This window comes from Mycobacterium sp. (assembly GCF_035506235.1).
GTDB lineage: Bacteria > Actinomycetota > Actinomycetes > Mycobacteriales > Mycobacteriaceae > Mycobacterium.
Genome location: NZ_DATJPU010000136.1, coordinates 1 through 19300 on the forward strand (window position 1 = coordinate 1; position 19300 = coordinate 19300).

21 protein-coding genes and 1 pseudogene are annotated in these 19300 nt (G+C 68.0%); 3 read left to right on the forward strand and 19 right to left on the reverse strand.

Annotation, left to right across the window (positions count from 1 at the left end; genetic code table 11):
- Positions 1-245: 245 nt before the first annotated feature.
- From VMD50_RS12115 to VMD50_RS12160, 10 genes are all read right to left on the reverse strand, one after another.
- Positions 246-836 carry a response regulator transcription factor gene (locus VMD50_RS12115; protein WP_325427993.1) on the reverse strand — a complete coding sequence of 197 codons (591 nt, stop codon included), beginning with the start codon at positions 834-836 and terminating at the stop codon, positions 246-248.
- A gap of 426 nt (positions 837-1262) precedes the next feature.
- On the reverse strand, positions 1263-2099 hold the full coding sequence (locus tag VMD50_RS12120) for a slipin family protein (RefSeq protein ID WP_325427994.1): 837 nt from the start codon (positions 2097-2099) through the stop codon (positions 1263-1265).
- 27 nt (positions 2100-2126) lie between these two features.
- Positions 2127-2627 carry a hydrogenase maturation protease gene (locus VMD50_RS12125; protein ID WP_325427995.1) on the reverse strand — a complete coding sequence of 167 codons (501 nt, stop codon included), beginning with the start codon at positions 2625-2627 and terminating at the stop codon, positions 2127-2129.
- On the reverse strand, positions 2624-3916 hold the full coding sequence (locus tag VMD50_RS12130; RefSeq protein WP_325427996.1) for a Ni/Fe hydrogenase subunit alpha: 1293 nt from the start codon (positions 3914-3916) through the stop codon (positions 2624-2626). Before VMD50_RS12130 ends, VMD50_RS12125 begins: the two co-directional genes overlap by 4 nt.
- Complete coding sequence (locus VMD50_RS12135; RefSeq protein WP_325427997.1) at positions 3913-4671, reverse strand: NADH-quinone oxidoreductase subunit B family protein; 759 nt, start codon at positions 4669-4671, stop codon at positions 3913-3915. Before VMD50_RS12135 ends, VMD50_RS12130 begins: the two co-directional genes overlap by 4 nt.
- A complete protein-coding gene (locus VMD50_RS12140) occupies positions 4672-5508 on the reverse strand; it encodes an FAD/NAD(P)-binding protein (protein WP_325427998.1) in 837 nt (278 codons plus the stop codon).
- Positions 5501-6631 (reverse strand): 4Fe-4S dicluster domain-containing protein, encoded by a 1131-nt coding sequence (locus VMD50_RS12145; protein ID WP_325427999.1) that lies wholly within the window; start codon positions 6629-6631, stop codon positions 5501-5503. The genes VMD50_RS12140 and VMD50_RS12145 overlap by 8 nt, the downstream gene beginning before the upstream one ends.
- A gap of 10 nt (positions 6632-6641) precedes the next feature.
- Positions 6642-7220 (reverse strand): Rv1733c family protein, encoded by a 579-nt coding sequence (locus VMD50_RS12150; protein ID WP_325428000.1) that lies wholly within the window; start codon positions 7218-7220, stop codon positions 6642-6644.
- The gene (locus VMD50_RS12155; protein WP_325428001.1) at positions 7220-8200 is read right to left on the reverse strand and encodes an Acg family FMN-binding oxidoreductase; all 981 of its coding nucleotides are present in this window, start codon (positions 8198-8200) and stop codon (positions 7220-7222) included. Before VMD50_RS12155 ends, VMD50_RS12150 begins: the two co-directional genes overlap by 1 nt.
- A gap of 118 nt (positions 8201-8318) precedes the next feature.
- On the reverse strand, positions 8319-9497 hold the full coding sequence (locus VMD50_RS12160) for a cation:proton antiporter (RefSeq protein WP_325428002.1): 1179 nt from the start codon (positions 9495-9497) through the stop codon (positions 8319-8321).
- A 190-nt stretch (positions 9498-9687) separates the two neighbouring features.
- Here VMD50_RS12160 and VMD50_RS12165 point away from each other — a divergent pair, with 190 nt between their 5' ends.
- Entirely contained in the window at positions 9688-10080 is a 393-nt protein-coding gene (locus tag VMD50_RS12165) for a heme-binding protein (RefSeq protein ID WP_325428003.1), read from the forward strand.
- A gap of 34 nt (positions 10081-10114) precedes the next feature.
- Entirely contained in the window at positions 10115-10408 is a 294-nt protein-coding gene (locus tag VMD50_RS12170) for a hypothetical protein (RefSeq protein ID WP_325428004.1), read from the forward strand.
- 154 nt (positions 10409-10562) lie between these two features.
- Here the strand turns inward: VMD50_RS12170 and VMD50_RS12175 are convergent, their stop codons facing one another.
- From VMD50_RS12175 to VMD50_RS12215, 9 genes and pseudogenes are all read right to left on the reverse strand, one after another.
- Entirely contained in the window at positions 10563-10916 is a 354-nt protein-coding gene (locus VMD50_RS12175) for a DUF732 domain-containing protein (RefSeq protein WP_325428005.1), read from the reverse strand.
- 280 nt (positions 10917-11196) lie between these two features.
- Positions 11197-13425 (reverse strand): acyltransferase family protein, encoded by a 2229-nt coding sequence (locus VMD50_RS12180; RefSeq protein ID WP_414686053.1) that lies wholly within the window; start codon positions 13423-13425, stop codon positions 11197-11199.
- A gap of 166 nt (positions 13426-13591) precedes the next feature.
- Positions 13592-14538: pseudogene (locus tag VMD50_RS12185) on the reverse strand (NADP-dependent oxidoreductase).
- 133 nt (positions 14539-14671) lie between these two features.
- Positions 14672-15673: a hypothetical protein gene (locus VMD50_RS12190; RefSeq protein ID WP_325428006.1), complete on the reverse strand. Its 1002-nt coding sequence runs from the start codon at positions 15671-15673 to the stop codon at positions 14672-14674.
- Between the two features lie 122 nt (positions 15674-15795).
- Positions 15796-16179 (reverse strand): DUF4267 domain-containing protein, encoded by a 384-nt coding sequence (locus VMD50_RS12195; RefSeq protein WP_325428007.1) that lies wholly within the window; start codon positions 16177-16179, stop codon positions 15796-15798.
- A 21-nt stretch (positions 16180-16200) separates the two neighbouring features.
- Positions 16201-16518: an NIPSNAP family protein gene (locus VMD50_RS12200; protein WP_325428008.1), complete on the reverse strand. Its 318-nt coding sequence runs from the start codon at positions 16516-16518 to the stop codon at positions 16201-16203.
- Between the two features lie 56 nt (positions 16519-16574).
- A complete protein-coding gene (locus VMD50_RS12205) occupies positions 16575-17051 on the reverse strand; it encodes a DUF1772 domain-containing protein (protein ID WP_325428009.1) in 477 nt (158 codons plus the stop codon).
- A gap of 327 nt (positions 17052-17378) precedes the next feature.
- Positions 17379-17708 (reverse strand): type II toxin-antitoxin system RelE/ParE family toxin, encoded by a 330-nt coding sequence (locus VMD50_RS12210; protein WP_325428010.1) that lies wholly within the window; start codon positions 17706-17708, stop codon positions 17379-17381.
- Positions 17705-17944 carry a type II toxin-antitoxin system ParD family antitoxin gene (locus VMD50_RS12215; protein WP_325428011.1) on the reverse strand — a complete coding sequence of 80 codons (240 nt, stop codon included), beginning with the start codon at positions 17942-17944 and terminating at the stop codon, positions 17705-17707. The genes VMD50_RS12210 and VMD50_RS12215 overlap by 4 nt, the downstream gene beginning before the upstream one ends.
- A gap of 124 nt (positions 17945-18068) precedes the next feature.
- On the opposite strand from VMD50_RS12215, the gene VMD50_RS12220 reads away from it, so the two are divergent.
- On the forward strand, positions 18069-19300 hold a 1232-nt coding region (locus VMD50_RS12220; RefSeq protein WP_325428012.1), incomplete at its 3' end, for a DDE-type integrase/transposase/recombinase.

Sequence of the window (19300 nt, forward strand, 5' to 3'; positions counted from 1 at the left end):
CGTCGTTCATGAATTCGCCCGGGCCCAGACGATCACGGGACACACCGGCAGCAGGGGTAGGTCAGGGCGGGCTGGTCGGACATAAATCAACCTTTCCCGAAAAGGCTTCGGGGCGGCCGTCAACGATGCTCTCGAGGTTAGTCAGCGGGGCCGCCACCGGCGAGAGCCGTTTGTCCCCGGGTTGTTGCCATTGGTCCCGAGCGATCAGGCGACCACTGCGGCGCCGCTTGGGTAGGCCTCAACAGTTAATTGTCTCGAGCTTTCGAGACCAGGCCCCACAGGCAGGCGCGAAAAGCGCTCTCGTCGATGTGCATTCGAGACGCGAGTTGGCCATCGGTACGACCCTCCCTGACCAAGGCCAAGAGCTCACCTTCCCGCTCGGTCAACGAGGCGGCGTCGGGGACGTTCTCGCGTGCTCGGTCGGCGAGGTACGCAGTCGCAGCGCCGATGTCATACAGCAGGTCGCCGGCCGCTGCGCGTTTGATTCCGGCAACCACTTCTGCTCCCTTCGCGTTTCTCACGATGCAGCCGCTGGCGCCGGCCCGCAGCGCATCGAAAATATCGTTCCTGGACCCGAACGATGTGAGGATGATGCAATGCAGGCCGGGCATAAGCGCGCGCAAGTTCCGGCACAGATCGAACCCGCCGCCATCGGCGAGCCGGTCATCCAGCAGCACCACATCGGGTCGACACGGTGGGATACTGGCCAGCGCTTCGTTGACATCAGCCGCTTCCCCGACAACCTCCATGTCGGCATCGCATTGGATTAACTCACCCAGCGCGTGACGGACGACGGCGTCATCGTCGACGAGGAATACACGGAATACGCGATGCACGAGACGAGCCCCCCGTCACCTCGCCGTGCAGATGCGGCGCACAGCGAGACCCCGCAGACGCTGACCGGTCATCTGAGCTGGGCCTCTTGCAAGGCGGTCAGCCTGCGCACGATCGCGTCTGCCTCCGCACGAGCCGATCGCGCCTCCGCACGAACCGATCGCGCCCGCCTCCGGAGCCGCCTGGCGCACGCCACGGCGTCCTCGGGGCGGTCTTGGCCGAGATCCGCAGCGTTCCGGCACCCGCTCCGCGTGCGGTAGGCCTTCTGCCGGCACGCCCTACAGCAGTAAAGCGCATCCGAACGGCCGTAGAACCACGTCTGGCAGACGCGACACCGCAACCGCGAGGCTGGCATGGACCAAACGTTACACATATCCGTAACGATCCGGCAAGAACCACGTCCGACGGGCAGGATGCCCGGGCGGGTTTCAGTGCAGTGTCGCGGTGTGAACGAGCGTGTCGTCGGCCGGCCCGACCCCGGTGGGCCTCGAGGCGGTCGACTCGCGGGCCAAGAAGGCGGTGAGCTCACCGATCGCGGTCATCAGCGGGGCGGGGAAGACGATGGTGGTGTTCTTCTCCACCCCGAGTTCGAGCAGGGTCTGCAGATTCCGCAGTTGTAAGGCCAGCGGGTGCCTCATCATGGTGTCGGACGCGTCGCCGAGGGCTGCGGCGGCACGGGCCTCCCCCTCCGCGGCAATGATTTTGGCCCGCTTCTCCCGCTCCGCCTCGGCCTCGCGGGCCATCGCGCGCTTCATGCTGTCCGGAAGCTGGATGTCCTTGAGCTCGACCAGGGTAACCTCGACACCCCATTCCACGGTGGTGGTGTCGAGGATCTGGCGAATGCTGCCGTTGATCTTCTCCGTCTGGGCCAGCACCTCATCGAGGGAATGTTGTCCGACGACGTTGCGCAGCGTGGTTTGCGCGATTTGGTCGATGGCGGCGTTGACGTTTTCGATCACGACGACGGCCTTGCGGGCGTCGATGACACGGAAGTAGGCAACCGCGGCGATGTCGACGCTCACGTTGTCGCGGGTGATGATGCCCTGCGACTGGATCGGCATGGTCACGATGCGCATCGAAATCCGCAATAGGCGGTCGATGATCGGAATGATGAATCGCAGCCCGGGTTCGCGAACCGCGATCACCCGGCCGAGCCGGAAGTGCACGCCGCGCTGATACTGCTGCACCACCCTGATCGAGGCGATCGCCAGCAGCGCCACGACGACCAACCCGGAAACCAGCCACACTGCGGCACTTTGGCTCATGCCCCAACGCTAGGGACGCCGCAACCGTCAGTCAGCGGCCAAAAGTCCCCGGTCAGCTGACCGAAGGACCTTTCCCCGTCGCCGGTTGATCTCGGTCACCGCCATGCCGACGACCTGCGGGACGGCGCGCCCGACCCGGGGGGTCAAACCGGCGCCATGACCGGTGTCGGCAACTTCGACGGTGAGCAGCACCAGCTCACCGGGCACTCGCCCCAGCGCCTCGCCCAACGCGTGGGTGCGCACGAGATCAAAGCCGTGCGAACTCAAGCCGTCACACGTCGCCACGTCGCCCAGGGCGCAGCGCCGCACCCGGCCCGGGGTCGGCGGCGTCCCGACCGCGCCGTCGATCACCACGGCGAGCCGGGCGCCCGACCACGCCTCCAGCAGACTCATCGGGTCCACGACGTCGGTCACCACCCGAACACCTGGCAACGCCAGCCGGTTCAGCTCGTCGGCCGCGACGGCGCCGACGCCGTCGTCACGGCGGCAGCGATTGCCGAGGCCGACTACGACGATCTGGCCGGTCATTCGCGGTGGACCGTCATCTTCAGGAAGTGCGCGGAACACGAGATGCACGGGTCGTAGCTGCGAATCAGTTGTTCGCACAACGCGGTCAGCGCGGTGTCGTCGCAGGTGAGGTTGCCGGAAACCAGGCGGGCGAGGTCGGCTTCGATCGCCGCCTGGTTCTGCGAGGTTGGCGGGATGATCGTCGCCGCGGAGACCAGCCCGTCCTCGCCGATCCGGTAACGGTGATACAGCAGGCCGCGGGGCGCCTCGCTGACGCCGTGGCCGACGCCGGCCCGCGCCGGGACGTCGACGAACGGGCGCGAGGGGCGCTGGTATTCGTCGATGATCCGCAACGCCTCTTCGATCGCATAGACCACCTCGACGGCCCGGACGATGATGCTGCGGAACGGGTTTCGGCATACGGCCGACAGGCCCGCCCCGGCGGCGGCCTGCGCCGCGACCGGCGACAGCGTCGACGAGTTCAGCGAGAACCGCGCCAGGGGTCCGGTCAGGTAGCGCCCGCCGTCGAGGGTCGCGTGCAGAGCGGTGGAGTAAGGCACCTGCGACTCGGCGACGTGCGCGGTGAAGTCGGCCACCGGAAAGGATGGGCCGGCGCTGCGCGCGATCGTGCCGTTCTCGATCGGGTACCGGCCGGGCGCCGCGAGCGCCAGGAGCTCGTGGTCGAATTCGAGGTCGGGGAACTCGAAGCCGGACACCCACTCGACGGTCGCGAGCGCGTTGTCCAGCGCGCGACGCAGCTGCTCGGCGATCGGCTTGAAGTCGGATCGCGTTGGTACCGAATAGAATCCGCCCAGCCGCACGTTGACCGGGTGTATAGCGCGCCCGCCGACGAACTCCATCAGCTGGTTGCCCGCCTTTTTCAGTGCCAGCCCGCGCTCCACGGCCTGCGCGTGGTCGCGGGCCATGCCGATGATGTCGGGGTAGCCGAGGAAGTCCGGTGCGTGCAGCAGGTAGATGTGCAGGACGTGACTGTGCACCCATTCGCCGCAGTAGAGCAGGCGCCGCAACGCGATGAGCTCGTCGCCCACTCGGACGCCACAGGCGTCTTCGATCGCGTTGCAGGCGCTGATTTGATAGGCGACCGGGCAGATGCCACAGACCCGGGCCGTAAGGTCGGGCGGCTCGGTGTGGGCCCGCCCGCGCAGGAATGCCTCGAAAAACCGCGGTGGCTCATAGATATTGAGCTGCACGCTCTGAAGGGCACCGTCCCTCAGCGTGACGTGCAGTGCGCCCTCGCCTTCGACGCGCGTCAGCGTGCCGACGCTCAGCGTGCGGGTGGACTCGGTCACGGGTGGCTCCGCTCGGCTTGGAAGGTCGCGACGTTGAACGTCGAGAACACGCGGTCGACGTCGCCGTCGGACATCCCGTCGCGGCGCAGCAGCGGGATCAGCGTCGCGGTTCGGGGCGCCGCGGACGGGCCGAAACAGCCGAAGCAGCCTCGATGGTGCCGGGGACACAGCGCCCCGCACCCGGCGTGCGTCACCGGGCCGAGGCACGGGATGCCTTCGGAGACAACGACACACGTGACCCCGCGGATCTTGCACTCGGTGCACACCGTCTTGGCCGGAAGCCGGGGCTTGCGGCCGATCAGCAGCGCCGCGAGGGTGTCGAGCAGCTGCCCGCGGTCGATCGGGCAGCCCGGCAGCTGGTAGTCGACCTTGACGTGGGCCGACGCCGGTGTGGAGGTGGCCAGCGTGTCGATGTACTCCGGTTTGGCGTAGACGACGGACGCGAACTCGGCGATGTCTGCGAAGTTGCGCAGCGCCTGCACCCCCCCGGCCGTGGCGCACGCGCCGATGGTGACCAGAACCTTTGACTGCTCGCGGATTTCGCGGATGCGTTGCTCGTCATGACCGGTGGTGATCGAGCCCTCGACCAGCGACACGTCGTAGGGCCCGCCGACCATCGCGCTGGAGGCCTCGGCGAACGTGGCGATCTGCACCTGGCCGGCGAGGGTGAGCAGCTCGTCCTCGCAGTCCAGCAGGGTCAGCTGGCATCCGTCGCAGGAGGCGAATTTCCACACGGCCAACGTGGGGGGGCCCATCTAAAGCTCCTTCACTTTCAGCAGCGGGCCGGCGACGTCGTAGCCGACGACGGGCCCGTCGCGGCACAGCAGCAGCGGGCCCAGCTGGCAGTGACCGCACCAGCCGACCCCGCACTGCATGTTGCGTTCCAGCGATACCCGGATATCTCGCGCGGCAAGGCCTTTCGCCAGCAGCGCCTCGGCGCCGAATCGCATCATCGGCTCAGGCCCGCACAAGAACGCGGTGGTGCGGTCGGGGTCAAGCGTGAGCCGGCGCAGCGGCTCGGTGACCAGGCCGACCTCCCCGCTCCAGCCCCGGACCGGGACGTCGACGGTGACGTGCAGCTCGATTTGCGGTTCCTGGGCCCACTTTTCAAGCTGGTCGACGAACACGAAATCGGCCCGGGAGCGGGCACCCACGATGAGCGTCAGCCTGCCGAAGCGGGCCCGTCCGGCCAGTGCGCCCAGCACCGCCGGGCGCAACGGGCACAGACCCACCCCGCCGGCGACCATGACCAGGTCCCGGCCGGCGGCTTCTTCCAGCCCCCAGGCGGTGCCGAACGGGCCGCGGACCCCGACGACGCCGCCCGGCTCCGCGTTGTGCAGGGCGCGGCTCACCGCACCGACCGCGCGGATGGTGTGCGTGATCGAACCGTCGGTCACGGAGGGGTCGCCGCTGATCGAAATCGCGGCCTCGCCCACCCCGAACGCGTAGAGCATCATGAACTCCCCGGGCTGCGGGGTTCGCAGTGCCACCCCGACTGGCTCCAGGCACAGCGTCGCCGAATCGGGGGTCTCCACAACGCGACTGCGCACCCGGTACGGCACGGGCGCCATGGCCGACACGCGCTCACTCATCGCCGGCCATCTTGTTCATCTCCGCGGTGATGTCGATGCCGGTGGGGCACCACGCGATGCAACGGCCGCAGCCCACGCAGCCCGACATGCCGAACTGGTCATGCCAGGTGCCCAGCTTGTGGGTCAGCCAATGCCGGTAGCGCGAGGCGCCGGACTGGCGCACGCTGCCGCCGCCGTGCAGGTAGGTGAAGTCGAATTCGAAGCACGACGCCCAGTGGCGCCAGCGCTCGGCGTGCTCGCCGGTGAGGTCGCTGACGTCCTCGGTGCTGGTGCAAAAGCAGGTCGGGCAGACCATCGTGCAGTTGCCACAGGTCAGGCAGCGGCTGGCGACCTCGTCCCACTGCGGCGACTCGCGCGACCGGATCAACAGCTCCCGCAGATCGGTTTCCGGCATGTGGCGGCCCATCTTATCGGCCGCGGCCGCGACATCGTCACGCGCAGAGACGATTTCGGCGCCATCGGCGGCCCGGTGTGGCACCGCCGCGAGCACGTCGGCGCCCTCGGGGCTGCCGACGTCGACAAGGTACGACGGCGTGTCACCCGCGAGGCGCTCCGTGAGGGCCAGGTCGTATCCCGGCCCGGCCGCGGGGCCGGTGCCCATCGACGCGCAGAAGCACAGCCCGCCCGGTTCCGTGCAGTTCACGGCGACCACGAAGGCCCGCCGGCGGCGGCCGGCATAGGAGCTGTCCGGGTAGTCGGGGCGGCCCAGCACCCCGTCGAGTGTGGCGATCGCGGCCAGGTCGCACCCGCGGACCCCCAGGAACGCGTACCGTGGCGCCTGCCCTTCAGGGTCGTCGGGTTCGGGATCGGCCCCGTCCCGGGTGCCGGCCCACATCCGCTGCCGCGGCGGGTGGAGGAACTGTTTCCACGACTGCGGACCGGCCGAGTGCCCGAACGCCGCGTCGTCGTCGCGGCGGCGTACCCGGTACCGCCCCGGACCGACGTCGACGCCCCAGCCGCGCGGCAGGTCGTCGGCCGATTCGAGTTCGGCGAGCACGATCGCGTCGTCCCGCAACGTCGGGCCGACCACCCGGTAACCCCGCTCGATGAGCACCTCGACGAGGCGATGCAGCGCGGCCGCGTCGAACAGCGCGACCTCGCGAGGTTCACCGTCTGCGCTCATCGACACATCATCATTGTCGATTGGTCCGGCCCCCGCCGTCCACCAGGCACCTGATGTCACGGTCCCATTGGGCGTCGCGCGCTCGATCGAGCCACCAACGCACGCCGGCCACGAGCGAGGCGATCCCGACGGCCGCGATCAACGCTATCGCGCCCGCGATGCCGACCGCGTCACCCACGGCGTGCCAGGTCGGGGTGGGCGGGGACGACGCCTTGCCGTCCTTGTCCACCCACAGTTCGATGCTTTCGCCCGCCTCGGCCGGTGAGCTGAGTTGCAGTGTGGCCGTGCGCTTGCCGGCCGCCAGCGGCCAGCTGGCTTGCACGACGGTGGTGCCGAAGTCCCCGCGGCGCGCGTCGGCGACGGTGGCGGTGACGAGGTGCCGCTCGTGTGCCTCCTGGGCATAGAAGTGAGCGCGCGCGCCGTAGGCCATCGCGCCCACCACGCAGGCGACGGGTAGCGCGATCAGCGACGCGAGGAGCGCGATCACCGTGACCACCGCTTCGATGCGGTCGGCGCGCCGAAGCAACGGGTTGCGGCCGAAGATTCGACCGATGCGCCAGCGGCGCGGGTCTATCGTGAACGTCTGCATCACGGCGCGGTCACCCACTCGACGAAGTCGGGAAGGTCGCGTCGCGGTGTCGCCGGCAAGGGGTCGGCGTTGATCGGCGCCCAGCCCACCCGAAGCAACATCTGCGGGTAATCGCCCCCGCCGAAGATGTCGGATCGCACCGCCTCGCGCGTGTCGGGAAGCTCCAGCGGTTCGGTTACCGGGCAGCTGGCCAGCCCCATCGACGTCGCGGTCAGCAGAACGACGCTGGTGGCCTCGCCGGCGCGCAGCCGCGACAGCCGGTCGTCGGCCCTCGTCCCGAGCGCAAGCACGACGGCACTGTCGTCACCCGGCGACGAGTCCGGTGCCATGGGCAACGTGGGACCCGCGAAGAACCGGCCCGGTATTTTTGCCCTGGGGTCGGATGCCGGCGTGCTGTGGGCCGGAACCCCCGCCACCGATGCGTAGCGCCCGCTCCACGCCGTGAGCTCCGCGACGTAGTCGCGGTTCAGGTGCTCGGCGACCGATTCGGCGACGATCTTGTGCAGCTTGTCGAGGTCCTCGACCTGGCACAGCGTCACACCGTTGCGGGCCGCCCGCGCCGCCATCAGCGCGATGTCGGCGACCGGCACCGGCCACGAACTGTAATGGCGGCGATCGGTCCGGCGCCGCGGTATCGCCGCGGCGAGCGCGATGTCGACGGCATCGGCGGGGTACGGGGACAACTCGATCGAGGCAAGGTGATTGGGCAAGTCCGGATTCGGCAGCCGGGTCACCTTGGACAGCCACCCGACGGCCGCGAAGGCCGCGACGCAGTGGTGCAGCGCAGCGCCGCAGCTCAGGATCAGGTCCCGGCCGTCCGGGTCGGTGTTGGGCAGTTGCCGTTCGGGGTCGGCGTAGAGATGCACGCTCGCCGCGTCGACGCGCCAGCGCCACGGTTGCGTGTTATGCACCGAGGGTGCCCGAGACGCCAGTGTCAGGACGGTCCGGACGGTGCCGGCGTCCGGAAAGCGTGCGTTCATGGCTGTCGTTCCCTTCGGGTGAAGCTCCTTGACGTCCACCATCGCGTAGTCACGCCGGGCGAAACGAGAGCACGACGGCACTAGGCAAAAGGACTTTGGGCCAATCCCAAGGCAGCGGTCACCTGGGCTTGTCGGCCGCGGCGGGCCCTTGCGCCGTTCCGCCCGCCCGGCTTCGCGCCGCCAGCGCGCCCGCGGCCGACATGCAGGTGATGGTCAGCAGGGCGCCGAACATCAACGCCGACGCTTCACCGGCGACGAGAAGGTGTTCCTGGGTGCCGATGGTGGCCGCGGCCACCGGAACTCCGAGCTGGGCCGCCGACACCACCGCAAGCGTCAGCGGCTGCCCGAGGAGCCTTCCCGCGCAGTGGGCCAATACGGCGCCGAGCCCCAGCCCGATGCCCAGCAGGATCAGCTTCGGGTGCGCACCCAGTTCGCGCACCTCCAGCGAGGCGCCCAGCCAAACGAAGAACAGCGGGCTGAAAAACCCCTCGGTGATACCGAACAGCTGGCGCGCCAACCGATGCGGTTCGCCGACCAACGCGATCACCAAACCCAGCGCGAAACCCGCCAGCATGATCGACACGTGGGTGTCGGCGGCCAGCGCCGCGAGCCCGAACAGCACGGCCAGGTTCGTCCGCAACTCCAGCGCGAAGCGGTGTACCTCGGAGTAGACGTGCAGGCGCCGAAGCAAGCCCTTGCTGTCCGCCCCGCGCAGCACCAGGAAGAGCACCACCGCGCAGCCGGCGATCGAGAGCGCACCGAGCGCCGCGATCGGCGCCTGAGGCAAGTCAATTACCAACGGCAGCAGCACAATACACGCGGCGTCGGCGATGGCGATCTGCACGGTCACCGATAGCACATCCGGCCCCTGCAACCGCAGCGAATCGATCACCGGCAACGCCAGCGCCGCCGACGAGGAGGCCATCAGGACCGCGTAAAGGGCGGCGTGGCCGGTGCCGAACGCCGCCGCCAGCCCGGCACCGAGGACCGCCGCGACGGCGCCGACCACCAACCCCCGCAGCAGCGCCCGCGGCGCCGCCGAGCGCAGCCGGGGGTCATGGACCGGGACGTGGGTGCCCACCACGAACATCACCAGCGCGAAGCCGATGTTCGCGAACAACTGGAAGGTCGGGTTGGCGTCATCGAGGATGCCGAAGCCGGTCCTGCCGACGATGAGCCCGGCGAACAGCTCGCCGATGATGACCGGTATCCGCAGGCGGGGCAGCGAGGCCAGCAGCGGTCCGGCGAAACCCACGGCGGCCAGCAGCGCCAGGGTGTGGAAGCCGAACCCGTGCACGTCAGCGGCCCTTCCGCGCGGTCAGCACGAAGTCATTCTGCATGCAGGTTCGCAAAAGGCGCAGAAAATGGCCCGGAGAGTCTTTGGGACCATTTGCCCTGTCGACGGGGCCATGGTCTGCATAGCATGCGCTGGACGGCACCTCTCATCGGTTGCAGTCAGGTTGATTACCGAATGAAGGAGTCCCGTTATGTTCCTCCCAACCTCCTTGCCGCACCGGGTAATCGCCGGTGCCATTGGAACCGGAGCAGTGACCGGCGCGCTGTTGTGTGCAACCGCGGCGACCGCGGCGGCCGAGCCGCCGCCTCGGCCGGCCAACTGCACGGCCGCCGATGTGGCCGGTGTCGCGGCCGGCGTCGCGGCGTCGCTCTCGACCTACCTGTTCACCCACCCGGACCTGAACGGGTTCTACACCGGCCTTCAGGATCGCCCCAAAGATCAGCTCCGCGACGACGTCCAGAACTACTTCAACGCCAACCCACAAGAACAAGCCGACCTGGAGAACATCCGCCAGCCGCTGGCCGACATCAGGCAGCGTTGCCAATGGACTCCGCTGCTCGGGGAGAGCGGGACGACCCCGTGAACGATCGGCCCGAGGTAACGGAAAGGAGACCGTGATGAGTCGATGGGTGCGATCTTGGACCGTCGCGGGGATTGCGGTGTTGGCCCTCACGGCGATTCCCGAGACGTATGCCGTCGTGCAGCCCTCCGGGGTGGCCAACGCCGACGTCTGCGCGAGTGTCGGCAGGCGGGTTTCGGTGAGCGGGTGCACCAATGTGGCCGATACGGTCAACACCTATGCGCCGCCGCCTGGCGCCTATGCGCCATTGCCGCAGGACTTTCCGCCCCCGCCGCCCGTGAACGTCTGCTTCAACGCGGGGCGGCGGATCAATGTGAGTGGGTGCACCTAAAGCGAGGACACACGCAATCACCCCACGTGAAGTGTGCATGGCGCCGCGGGACCGGTTCGCGTCTCCAAAAATTTTGTCCTCTAAGGGCTTTGGGCTACCGGGCGAATCGCCCGGTCACTTCGCGCGGCCCGGGCGGGGGCCTTACTTCATGGGGTCACGACGGAATGTCCGCATAGCGTGGGCAGTACGCGCGTTCGGCGACGGCGACGAAATATCCGGCGCCTTCGGCGTCGAGGTCGCTGCTGTTCATCACGTCGGTCGCGATCTCTTCCTGCGATTTGCCCAGATCGAGTTGGTGGCAAACCAAATGGCCGGCCGCGATCGCGGCCCGGTCTGACTCGTGAACGATGCCGTGGGCCTTCAGCGCCGCGAGGAAAGCGTCGTCGGTGGCGTCGGCATGAGCAGTCCCGGCCGCTCCCAGCACGCCCAGCAACCCGACCGCCAACACGGAAACGGCAGACAGCAGCCTGCGCGCCGGTCCGGAATTGCGGATGTCGGTGCTCGTCATTCCAGGTACCCCTTGCAGAACGCGACGGCGGTTGTCCGATTCGGCCGGAATTTACCGCCCGGCCGCACGGCGAACTCATGGCCAGTCAATCAGCGGCAGCCACCGGTAGCCAGGGCCGCAATACCTCGTTACGTCGGGCCGTAAGGCCCACGTCCGGTCAGCTCCCGACCCAGATCGGCGCGAAAGCGTATCACGTTGCCTCTCAGCGGTTTTGAATGCGGTTTCGGCCGCCGCGGGTGACGGGCGACGCCGGCGCGGCCTCGTTGCCGCCGCAGAAGTTTCAACTGTGGAGCGCGCGGTCGGCCAGCGCCGCGATTGCCGGTGCCAACAGCCGCGAGTATTCGAGCGTCAGGTGACCCGCGTCGACGTAAACCAGCGTGTTGCCGACGATGACCGGGCAGCGGTTGGCGGTGCAGAACAGTTCGGTGAGGTCGGCGTATTGTCCGCCGCCGGCCTTGACCGCGGCGGCCTCGGCTGCGATGCCGGGCCGGTTGAACGCGGTCGACATGGGCGGCGCGCAAGCCGTCGCGTCGTCGAGGTGCTCGGACAGGCAGCCCGGCACCGCGGCATCCAGACGCGGGAGTGGCCCGAGCACCAGCACCTTGGCGCCGGTGTCGCGCAGTTGACGCACCAGGCGGGTCAGGCCGTCGATCCACGCCGGGTCGTATGACGTGAAGCCGGACAGGAATCCGTTGCTGTGGGTGGCCGTGTAGCCCCTAAACACGCTCACCATGATCAGCTGCGGGTGCTCGGCGCGTAACCGGGCGATGATCTGACCACGCCATTGCTCGCAGCGTTGAATGTATTCCACCAGTGGCCTGACGAAGCGGTTGGCGATGGGCAGGTCCATCATTGGACAGGCCGCCTTGGCCATGGCTTCGAGCCGCCAGGGCCACTGCGTGCCGATCTGCCGGAACGCCGGGATCCACATCGAGGCATGGGAGTCGCCGACCACGGCCACGGTCGTTTTGGAGGCGGTGTCGCCCATCGCGCACTCGGGCTGTCCGCTTTGGAAAGGCGCGCGCAGGCAGCCGTTGAACAACATGGCCCCGACTTCGCCTGCCGCATCGCCAACCGGCGGGTTCAGGTTCGACGGTACGGCCTTCAGATCGGCAGATGACGCGACCGCGGCTTGCACCTGCGAGAACACGTACCGCGCCGCCGCGTCATAGGCCTCAAGGTTGTCCCCCGTCGGGACGGGCCCGGGAGTGATCGTCAGCGGCACAGCCTGCGCGCCGCGCGCAACAGGGATGGGCATCGGCAGCGAGGACACCCACATCAGCAACGCCACGCCCACACAGGCCGCCACCGACGTGGCGAAACCCCCCACCGCCAGACTTTTCACAGGAGACTTGCGCAGCGGAGCGGCGTATCGCAACGGGTTCTCGATGAAGCGCAGGGTGAGCCACCCCAGCCCCCCGGAGACGACGACCGCCGCCACGAACTTGCCGGCCAGCCCCAGCGGGTGGCCCACCAATATCGGTGCGAACACGAGCACCGGCCAGTGCCACAGATACCACGAGTAGGACAGCCGTCCGATCGACCGCATCGGTGACCACGCCAGGACGCGGCCGCAGCCCTGCGAGGGTGTCGAGCAGCCGGCGCCGAGCACCAGCGCGGTGCCCAGCACGGGCAACAGCGCGGCGGTACCCGGATACGGTATTTCCGGGGTCAAGGAGACGCAGGCCCACAGGATCAGGGCCATCCCGGCCCATCCCGTGATCACCGCTGCTCGCGCCGGGAGCCGGCGCCAGTACTCGGCCGTGAGAGCCACCAGGGCGCCGACAGCCAACTGCCACGCCCTCGTGAACAGCGAAAAGTACGCCGCGAGCGGCATCACGTAAGTGATCAGCAGCGACAGCGCGAACGATACGAGCGCGACCAGCGTGACAAGCGTCAGGTACGGGCTTCTCGACGGACTTTTTGAAGGCGGCGCACCGGTCTTGGCACGCCGATACAAACGCCGGATCAGCCACGCCGTGCCGACCATCATGGGCGGCCACAACAGATAGAACTGCTCCTCCACGCCCAAAGTCCAGAAGTGCTGGAACGGCGAGGGCACGCCGCCGGCGAAATAGTCGACCTGTTGGGCGATGAACCAGAAGTTGGGAACGTACAACGCGCAGGCGATGGCGTCCTTCAAGGCGCTTTGGGCCTGCACCACGGGTAGCAACAGAGCCGCGGCGATCGCGGTGGCGACGCCTACCGTGGCCGACACCGGCAGCAGCCGGCGGGCCCGCGCCCCGTAGAACTTGCGCAGCCCGATCGTGCCGGTGGTACTCACTTGGCGCCAGAGCTGCCCGGTGATGACGAATCCCGAGATTTCGAAGAATATGTCCGGGCCGACGAAGCCACCACTCACACCGGGCATGGAAATGTGAAAGCCGATAATGGCCAACAGCGTGAAACCGCGCAAGCCCTCGATATCGTTGCGAAACCCGGGCTCCGCCGAGCGCCGACCCTGCGTCCCCGTGGCGGGGCTGATGGTGTCGGTCTGGGGCACGGTCACGCGCCTATGTTCCCAAAAGTGTTCCCCTGGGGCATGGAAATGGCCCCCGAAGTCTCTCCGGGGGCCATTTAGCCTGGTAGCGGGGACCGGACTCGGACCTGCGACCTCCCGGGTATGAGCTGGCCGGTCACGTCTCCTCCGGTGCGCACGGTCTGATAGGCGCAGGTCAGCGAGGTTCAGCGGGGATGAGGAGGGTCTTGCCGTGCAGGCGGCCGTTGTCGGCGGCGTCGTGCACGGCGGCGGCCTCGTCGAGCCGGCGGCGATCAGCGATCTCGATGCGCAGCTGCCCGTCGTCAACGCGCCTGACCAGGCCGGCGAGCTGAGCGGCGTCGCTGCGGACGAAGACGCGCTGCGAACGGACTCCCCGCTCGGGGTTTTCCCGCCCGAAAACCATGGTGCCGACGTGGAAGCCGCCGTCGGCGACCACGCCGACGAGGGCGTCGGTCTGCTCGTCGGTGGTGGAGACTAGGTTGAGCGCCACATCGAACAGCGCACCCTCGACATCAATCGGCGAGTGGGTGTAGTCGATGTAGTCGACGATGCGGTCAGCGCCCAGGGCGCGCAGCCGCTCGGCGTCACGCTCCTTGGCCGTCGCGGTGACGGCCGCTCCGGCCAGCTTGGCCAACTGAATGGCGTAGCCGCCCACCGCCCCGGAGGCGCCGTTGATCAGCACCGACTGCCCAGCGGCCAGCCCGGCGTCTCGAACAGAGCCTGCCAGGCGGTCAACGCGGGTTCCGGCAGTGCTGCCGCATCGGCCAGGGGCACCGAGGTCGGCGCCGCGGCCAGCGACTGGGCCGGCACGAGGGCGTATTCGGCGGCCGCGCCGTCGGCGTCCAGCGGCAAGAACGCGACCACGGCGTCGCCGACGCTCCAGCCCCGCACCTGCTCACCGAGTTCGGCGATCGTGCCCGCGACGTCGACGCCGGGCACATGCGGGAAGCTGACCTGGTACACCTCGGCCAGGTAGCCGCCGCGGATGCCGGCGTCCACCGGGTTGAAGGAGGTGGCGGCGACCTTCACCAACACCTGACCCGGACCGGGCACCGGGCGCGGCGCCTCCTCGTATCGCAGAACGTCGCTACCGCCGTATTCGTGGTACCGCACAGCCTTCATGGTGTTCCTCCCTCAGTCGTTTGCTTCGAATTCGAAGCAGCTACGCGGGCTACAACTTGCTTCGACGTTGAAGCAATTCCCCGGGCGCCAAGTGAGCGTCGTCATAGCGGTTGAATTGAAGGCTCTGCCCTGGTCACACGTGGTTCGGCGCGGACAGCAGTCGCGACGGAGCGAGGCGCCGGTCTGGGTCGACGGCAGTGCTGATGCGGGCCAGACGCTGCAGTCCTGATCGGTCCAGCCCGTCGGCGACCGTGGCACGGCCGTCGGCGAATGACGCGGCGGAGCGTCCGAGGTCGGCCGGCGCCGCGGCGGCGCGCACTTGCGCCAACCCGTCCTCGGTGCGCGAGCGTGACGCGACGTCGGTGGCCAGACCCACCGCGTGCAGCAGGAAGGGTCCGGATACCGCGGTGGTCGCGCCGTCGCGGGCGGGTGCGTCATTGCCCAGGTTGCGCAACTCGACCACCGCCACCGGCGAGTCGACCGCGGCAGCGGTGTTCAACGCCTCGGCCGCCACGGCGGGCGCGCCGGGCCCCAGCCATCGGCCGATGCCCAGCGCGGGAACGGGATTGGGCGGGTCGAGGTGAATCTGGGCAAGCCGGGCCGCGTCGGCGGGCGCCCAGCGGCTGTCCACCACGGGCGCCGGCGCCGCTTCTGGGGCGCGCAGCAGCGGGCCGCCCGCGTCGGGGCCCCGCGGCGAGGCGAACGCCAGGTGCACGACCGGGACACCGTGCAGCGCACGGGGAAACGCCGGGGCGCCCGGCGGCGGGTGCAGCACGCTGAGGCTTGTCGAGAGCGCTTCACCGATCTGCCCCATGGCGCTGGCCCACGCGTCGACGGCCGGTCCGAGCGCATCGATGCTCCACAATCGGTAGCCGGCCCAGAGTTCCTGCGGCGCAACCAGTTCGACGGTCAACGTGGTGGCCACGCCGACCCCGCCGCCACCCCGGAACGCCCACAGCGCCTCGCGGTCGACGGCGTCGGCGGCGTCCTCCGCCGCCCGTCGTAGCTGCCCGTTGCCATCGATGTAGTCGACGGCCAGCAGCGCCGAACTGGCCATCCCGTGCGGGCGGGTCAAAAACCCGACTCCGCCGCCGCCCAGCGCAACCTGGCGGTCGCAGTACAGGCTAACGGGCACGGCGCGGGCGCGCCGATCGAGTCTGACCCACTGTACGGCGTGGGCGACCTCCTCGGCGCGGCGCGGGAGAACAGATCCGCTCTCATCTCAGTCATCGCGTCCTATGTCGATGTGGTGGGTTACTAGGAGACGAGCAGGAGCGCGGTCGTGACGAGCATGACGACCGCGGTTCCGCCGTGGACTCCCCAGGCGATCGACTTGGAGCCGCCGTTGCGCAGCACGATGGCCGCGTCGACAAGCGGAATGATGGTGGCGGCCAACACGACCCAGCCGACCAGGTGGGTCGCGCCCGCGACCATCAGGATGATAACGAACAGCCCCGTGGCGATGTCGCGCACGCCCTTGACGCTCAGGTAGGCGCCCGCACTCGGTTGGTCCAGATCCGGTAGCACGCCGTAGCCGGCGGCGGCGACGCGCGGCGCGACGAGGAAGCGCGCGCCGATGAAGATGATGGCCGCGACGAGGAGTCCGGCGAGGACGTAGCCGATGGTGGTGGTGATGGTCATGTCGAACGCTCCCGGGGGTCGTCAGCGAATCGGTGAAAAGGGTGTGGGGTCAAGCAGTGTGGTCTGAACGTCGACGATGTCATCGACGTCGAAGCCGGCCATGTCGGCGGCGAATTGCGGGCTGGCCATGATGTGCCGCGTGAGCCGTTCGGGATCGGCGCCCGGTGGATAGCCGATCAGCGCGACGAGGCGATCCGCGCTTTTGCTTTGCTCGGTCCAGACCCCGTGGGTGGTGACCCCGAACGTCGGGAAGGTTTCCAGGTGGCGGGCCCAGTGAACCGTCGCGTACTGCTGCAGAGCTTCCGGCGATCGCAGAGTGTAGGTCCTGAGCTGAAACATCAGAGTCGTTCTCCTTCAGGTGAATTCGGCTTGGTGGATCGGTGGGTGGCGGCGTGTCAGATCATCAGCAGCGCGCAGAGGGCGGCCACGGCCAGGCCTTGCAGCATCGCGCGAGCGCTGATGATCGAGTCCCACTTGGCCTGCAGCGCAAGCCCGTTCGGGAGCGCCCGGCCCGCGTCGGCGGCCGCTGTCATTTGCCGGTTGATGGGTACGCTCACCTGGGTGTAGAGCGCGAGCCAGATCACCAGCGGGACCAGCGCGGCGCCCGCCGCGATCGCCTGCGCCCAGTGCGCGGTGACCGCGGCCAGCGCCGCGCTCACCGCGGTCGCCACGACCCCGAGCACCCCGGGCACCGGCATGCGCCGGTCTGCGTATCCGTGCACGCGCCCCATGACCGCGACCAGGGCATCGTTGTCGACCGACGCCAAGGCCGGTCGCAGCGCGATCGCGCAGAACACGTCGGTGCCGTAGACCACCGCGGTACCCAGCACCGCGATCAGCGCGGCGGCACGGCTGATGTCGTCCCAAGCCATGTCGTAACTCCCCTCACTCGTAGGTGTTAGCAACGCTAACCCCCAACCGGGCTCGCGTCAATAGCAGTGCTAGTTTTTCTAGCTCTGATATCTTCGTATGTTCTTTGACGATCGTCGTGAGCGCGATCGGGCCGCCCGTCGACGGCTGATCGTCGGAACAGATCGATCAGGCCCTCGATGCGCCGATGGGCTGGCCGCTGCGCGTCACCCAGGTGCGCCAGCGACGGCTGACGGCCGCCGAGGAAGTGGGTTGCGGCGTTGATTTGTAAAGTGCTGCCGCACCAGAATTTTTTGGGTCACAGCTGCACTACTGACGGATATTGGCGGCTACTCCTGATCGAGATCGCGCAGCAGTTCCGGGATGTCGCGGCGTTGATGCAGGACACGCAAAACATCGACGTGGCCGGTGCGCTCCACGTACAGCACCGTATACGGGAAGTGCTGCAGGGCTCGTCCGCGCAGCCCGGGAACACCGAGCTCGTAGCCGTAACGTGGCGAACCGATCCCAGGGTGCCGTCCGATCAGTCGGTAGGCGACCTGCAGCGCGTCGATCAGATCCGACGCGGCTTGCGCCGCTCCCTCATCGAGGTAGTAGCCGAGCGCGTGCTCGACATCTTCGATAGCCTGATCGCGCGGGATGACCGGCTTGATCGTCATCCAATGCGACGTTGCCGGATGCGCGCACGCAGGCCCTCAAAGTAGGCATCGTCGGCGGGCCCGGCCGGTGACGAGGCGGCACCTTCGAGGACCAGCCGTCGCAGGGCCGCGCGGTCCTGGTCCTTGCGGATCAACTCGCGGACATACTCGCTACTGGTGCCATACCCACCCTGGGCAACCTGCTGTTCCACGAACGCCTTGAGCGAGTCGGGCAGTGAGATATTCATGGTGCCCATGAAGCAAGGCTAGCCAGGTATGGCAAAAATTGTCAAAGATACGACTTGACTCACGAAAACTGCCCGCGAAACACCCTCGGTGCCTCAGATAAGAATGCCCGCGAAATGGTGACCGTCGTCAGGCATGGGAAGTGGGCTGTCGATGGCGTCTCGGGCCGAGATCACCACGAAGTACGCCAAGGCGTATGTGAAGGCGTCGAAGAAGGGCAAGGGCCTGATTTTGGATCAGGTGGTGTCGGTGACGGGCTGGTCGCGAGATAACGCTCGGCGCCGGCTTGCAGAGGCGGCGAAACGGCCGCCGGGGACGGGCCGCGGTGTCGCTGCGCGGCCCCGTAAGCCGCGGGCGCCGAAGTACTCCTATGACGCTTTGAAGGTGCTGCAGAGAGTGTGGGCCGCCTCGGGTGGGCAATGCGGGAAGTATCTTGGCGCCTCGATGGCGCTGCAGCTCGACGGGTTGGAGCGTCACGGCGAGTTGGAGTTCGGGCGTGACCGCTACAGCCCCCAGGTGCGTGCCGAACTGCTGTCGATGAGTGCGGCCAGTATCGATCGTTATCTGAAGACCGCGAAGGCCAAGGACCAGATATCGGGTGTGTCGACGACCAAACCCTCACCACTGCTGCGCAATTCGATCAAGGTCCGCAAAGCCGGCGACGAGGTCGCCGCGGAGCCAGGGTTCTTCGAGGGTGATACCGTCGCGCACTGCGGCCCCACTCTCAAAGGGGAGTTCGCCCGCACCGTGAATCTGACCGACGTGCACACCGGATGGGTGTTCACCCGTACGGTCCGTAACAACGCCAGCACCAACATACGGGACGCACTCAAGACTGCTCTCGCTGAAATCCCATATGCGATAACCGGTTTGGACTTTGATAACGGTACCGAATTCCTCAACAAGACCGTCATCGGCTGGGCCGGCGACGCCGGTATCTACTTCACCCGGTCGCGGCCGTACACAAAGAACGACCAGGCCACCATCGAGACCAAGAACAACCATCTGGTGCGCAAATACGCGTTCTACTACCGCTACGACACTCCCGAGGAACGTGCCGTGCTCAATCGGTTATGGAGGCTGGTCAACGACCGGCTCAACTACCTCACCCCGACCATCAAACCGATCGGGTATGCCAGCAACGCTGACGGCCGGCGCCGGCGCCTCTACGACGCCCCACAGACTCCGCTGGAGCGGCTGCTGGCCGCTGGGGTGCTCTCACCGGCCCAGCAGGCCGATCTGATCGCCTACCGCGACGGTCTCAACCCCGCCAAGATCGGCCGCCAGATCGCCGACCTGCAGAACCGACTCCTCACGCTGGCCAAGGAAAAAACCGAACAGCTCTACCTGTCCACGATCCCCCCAGC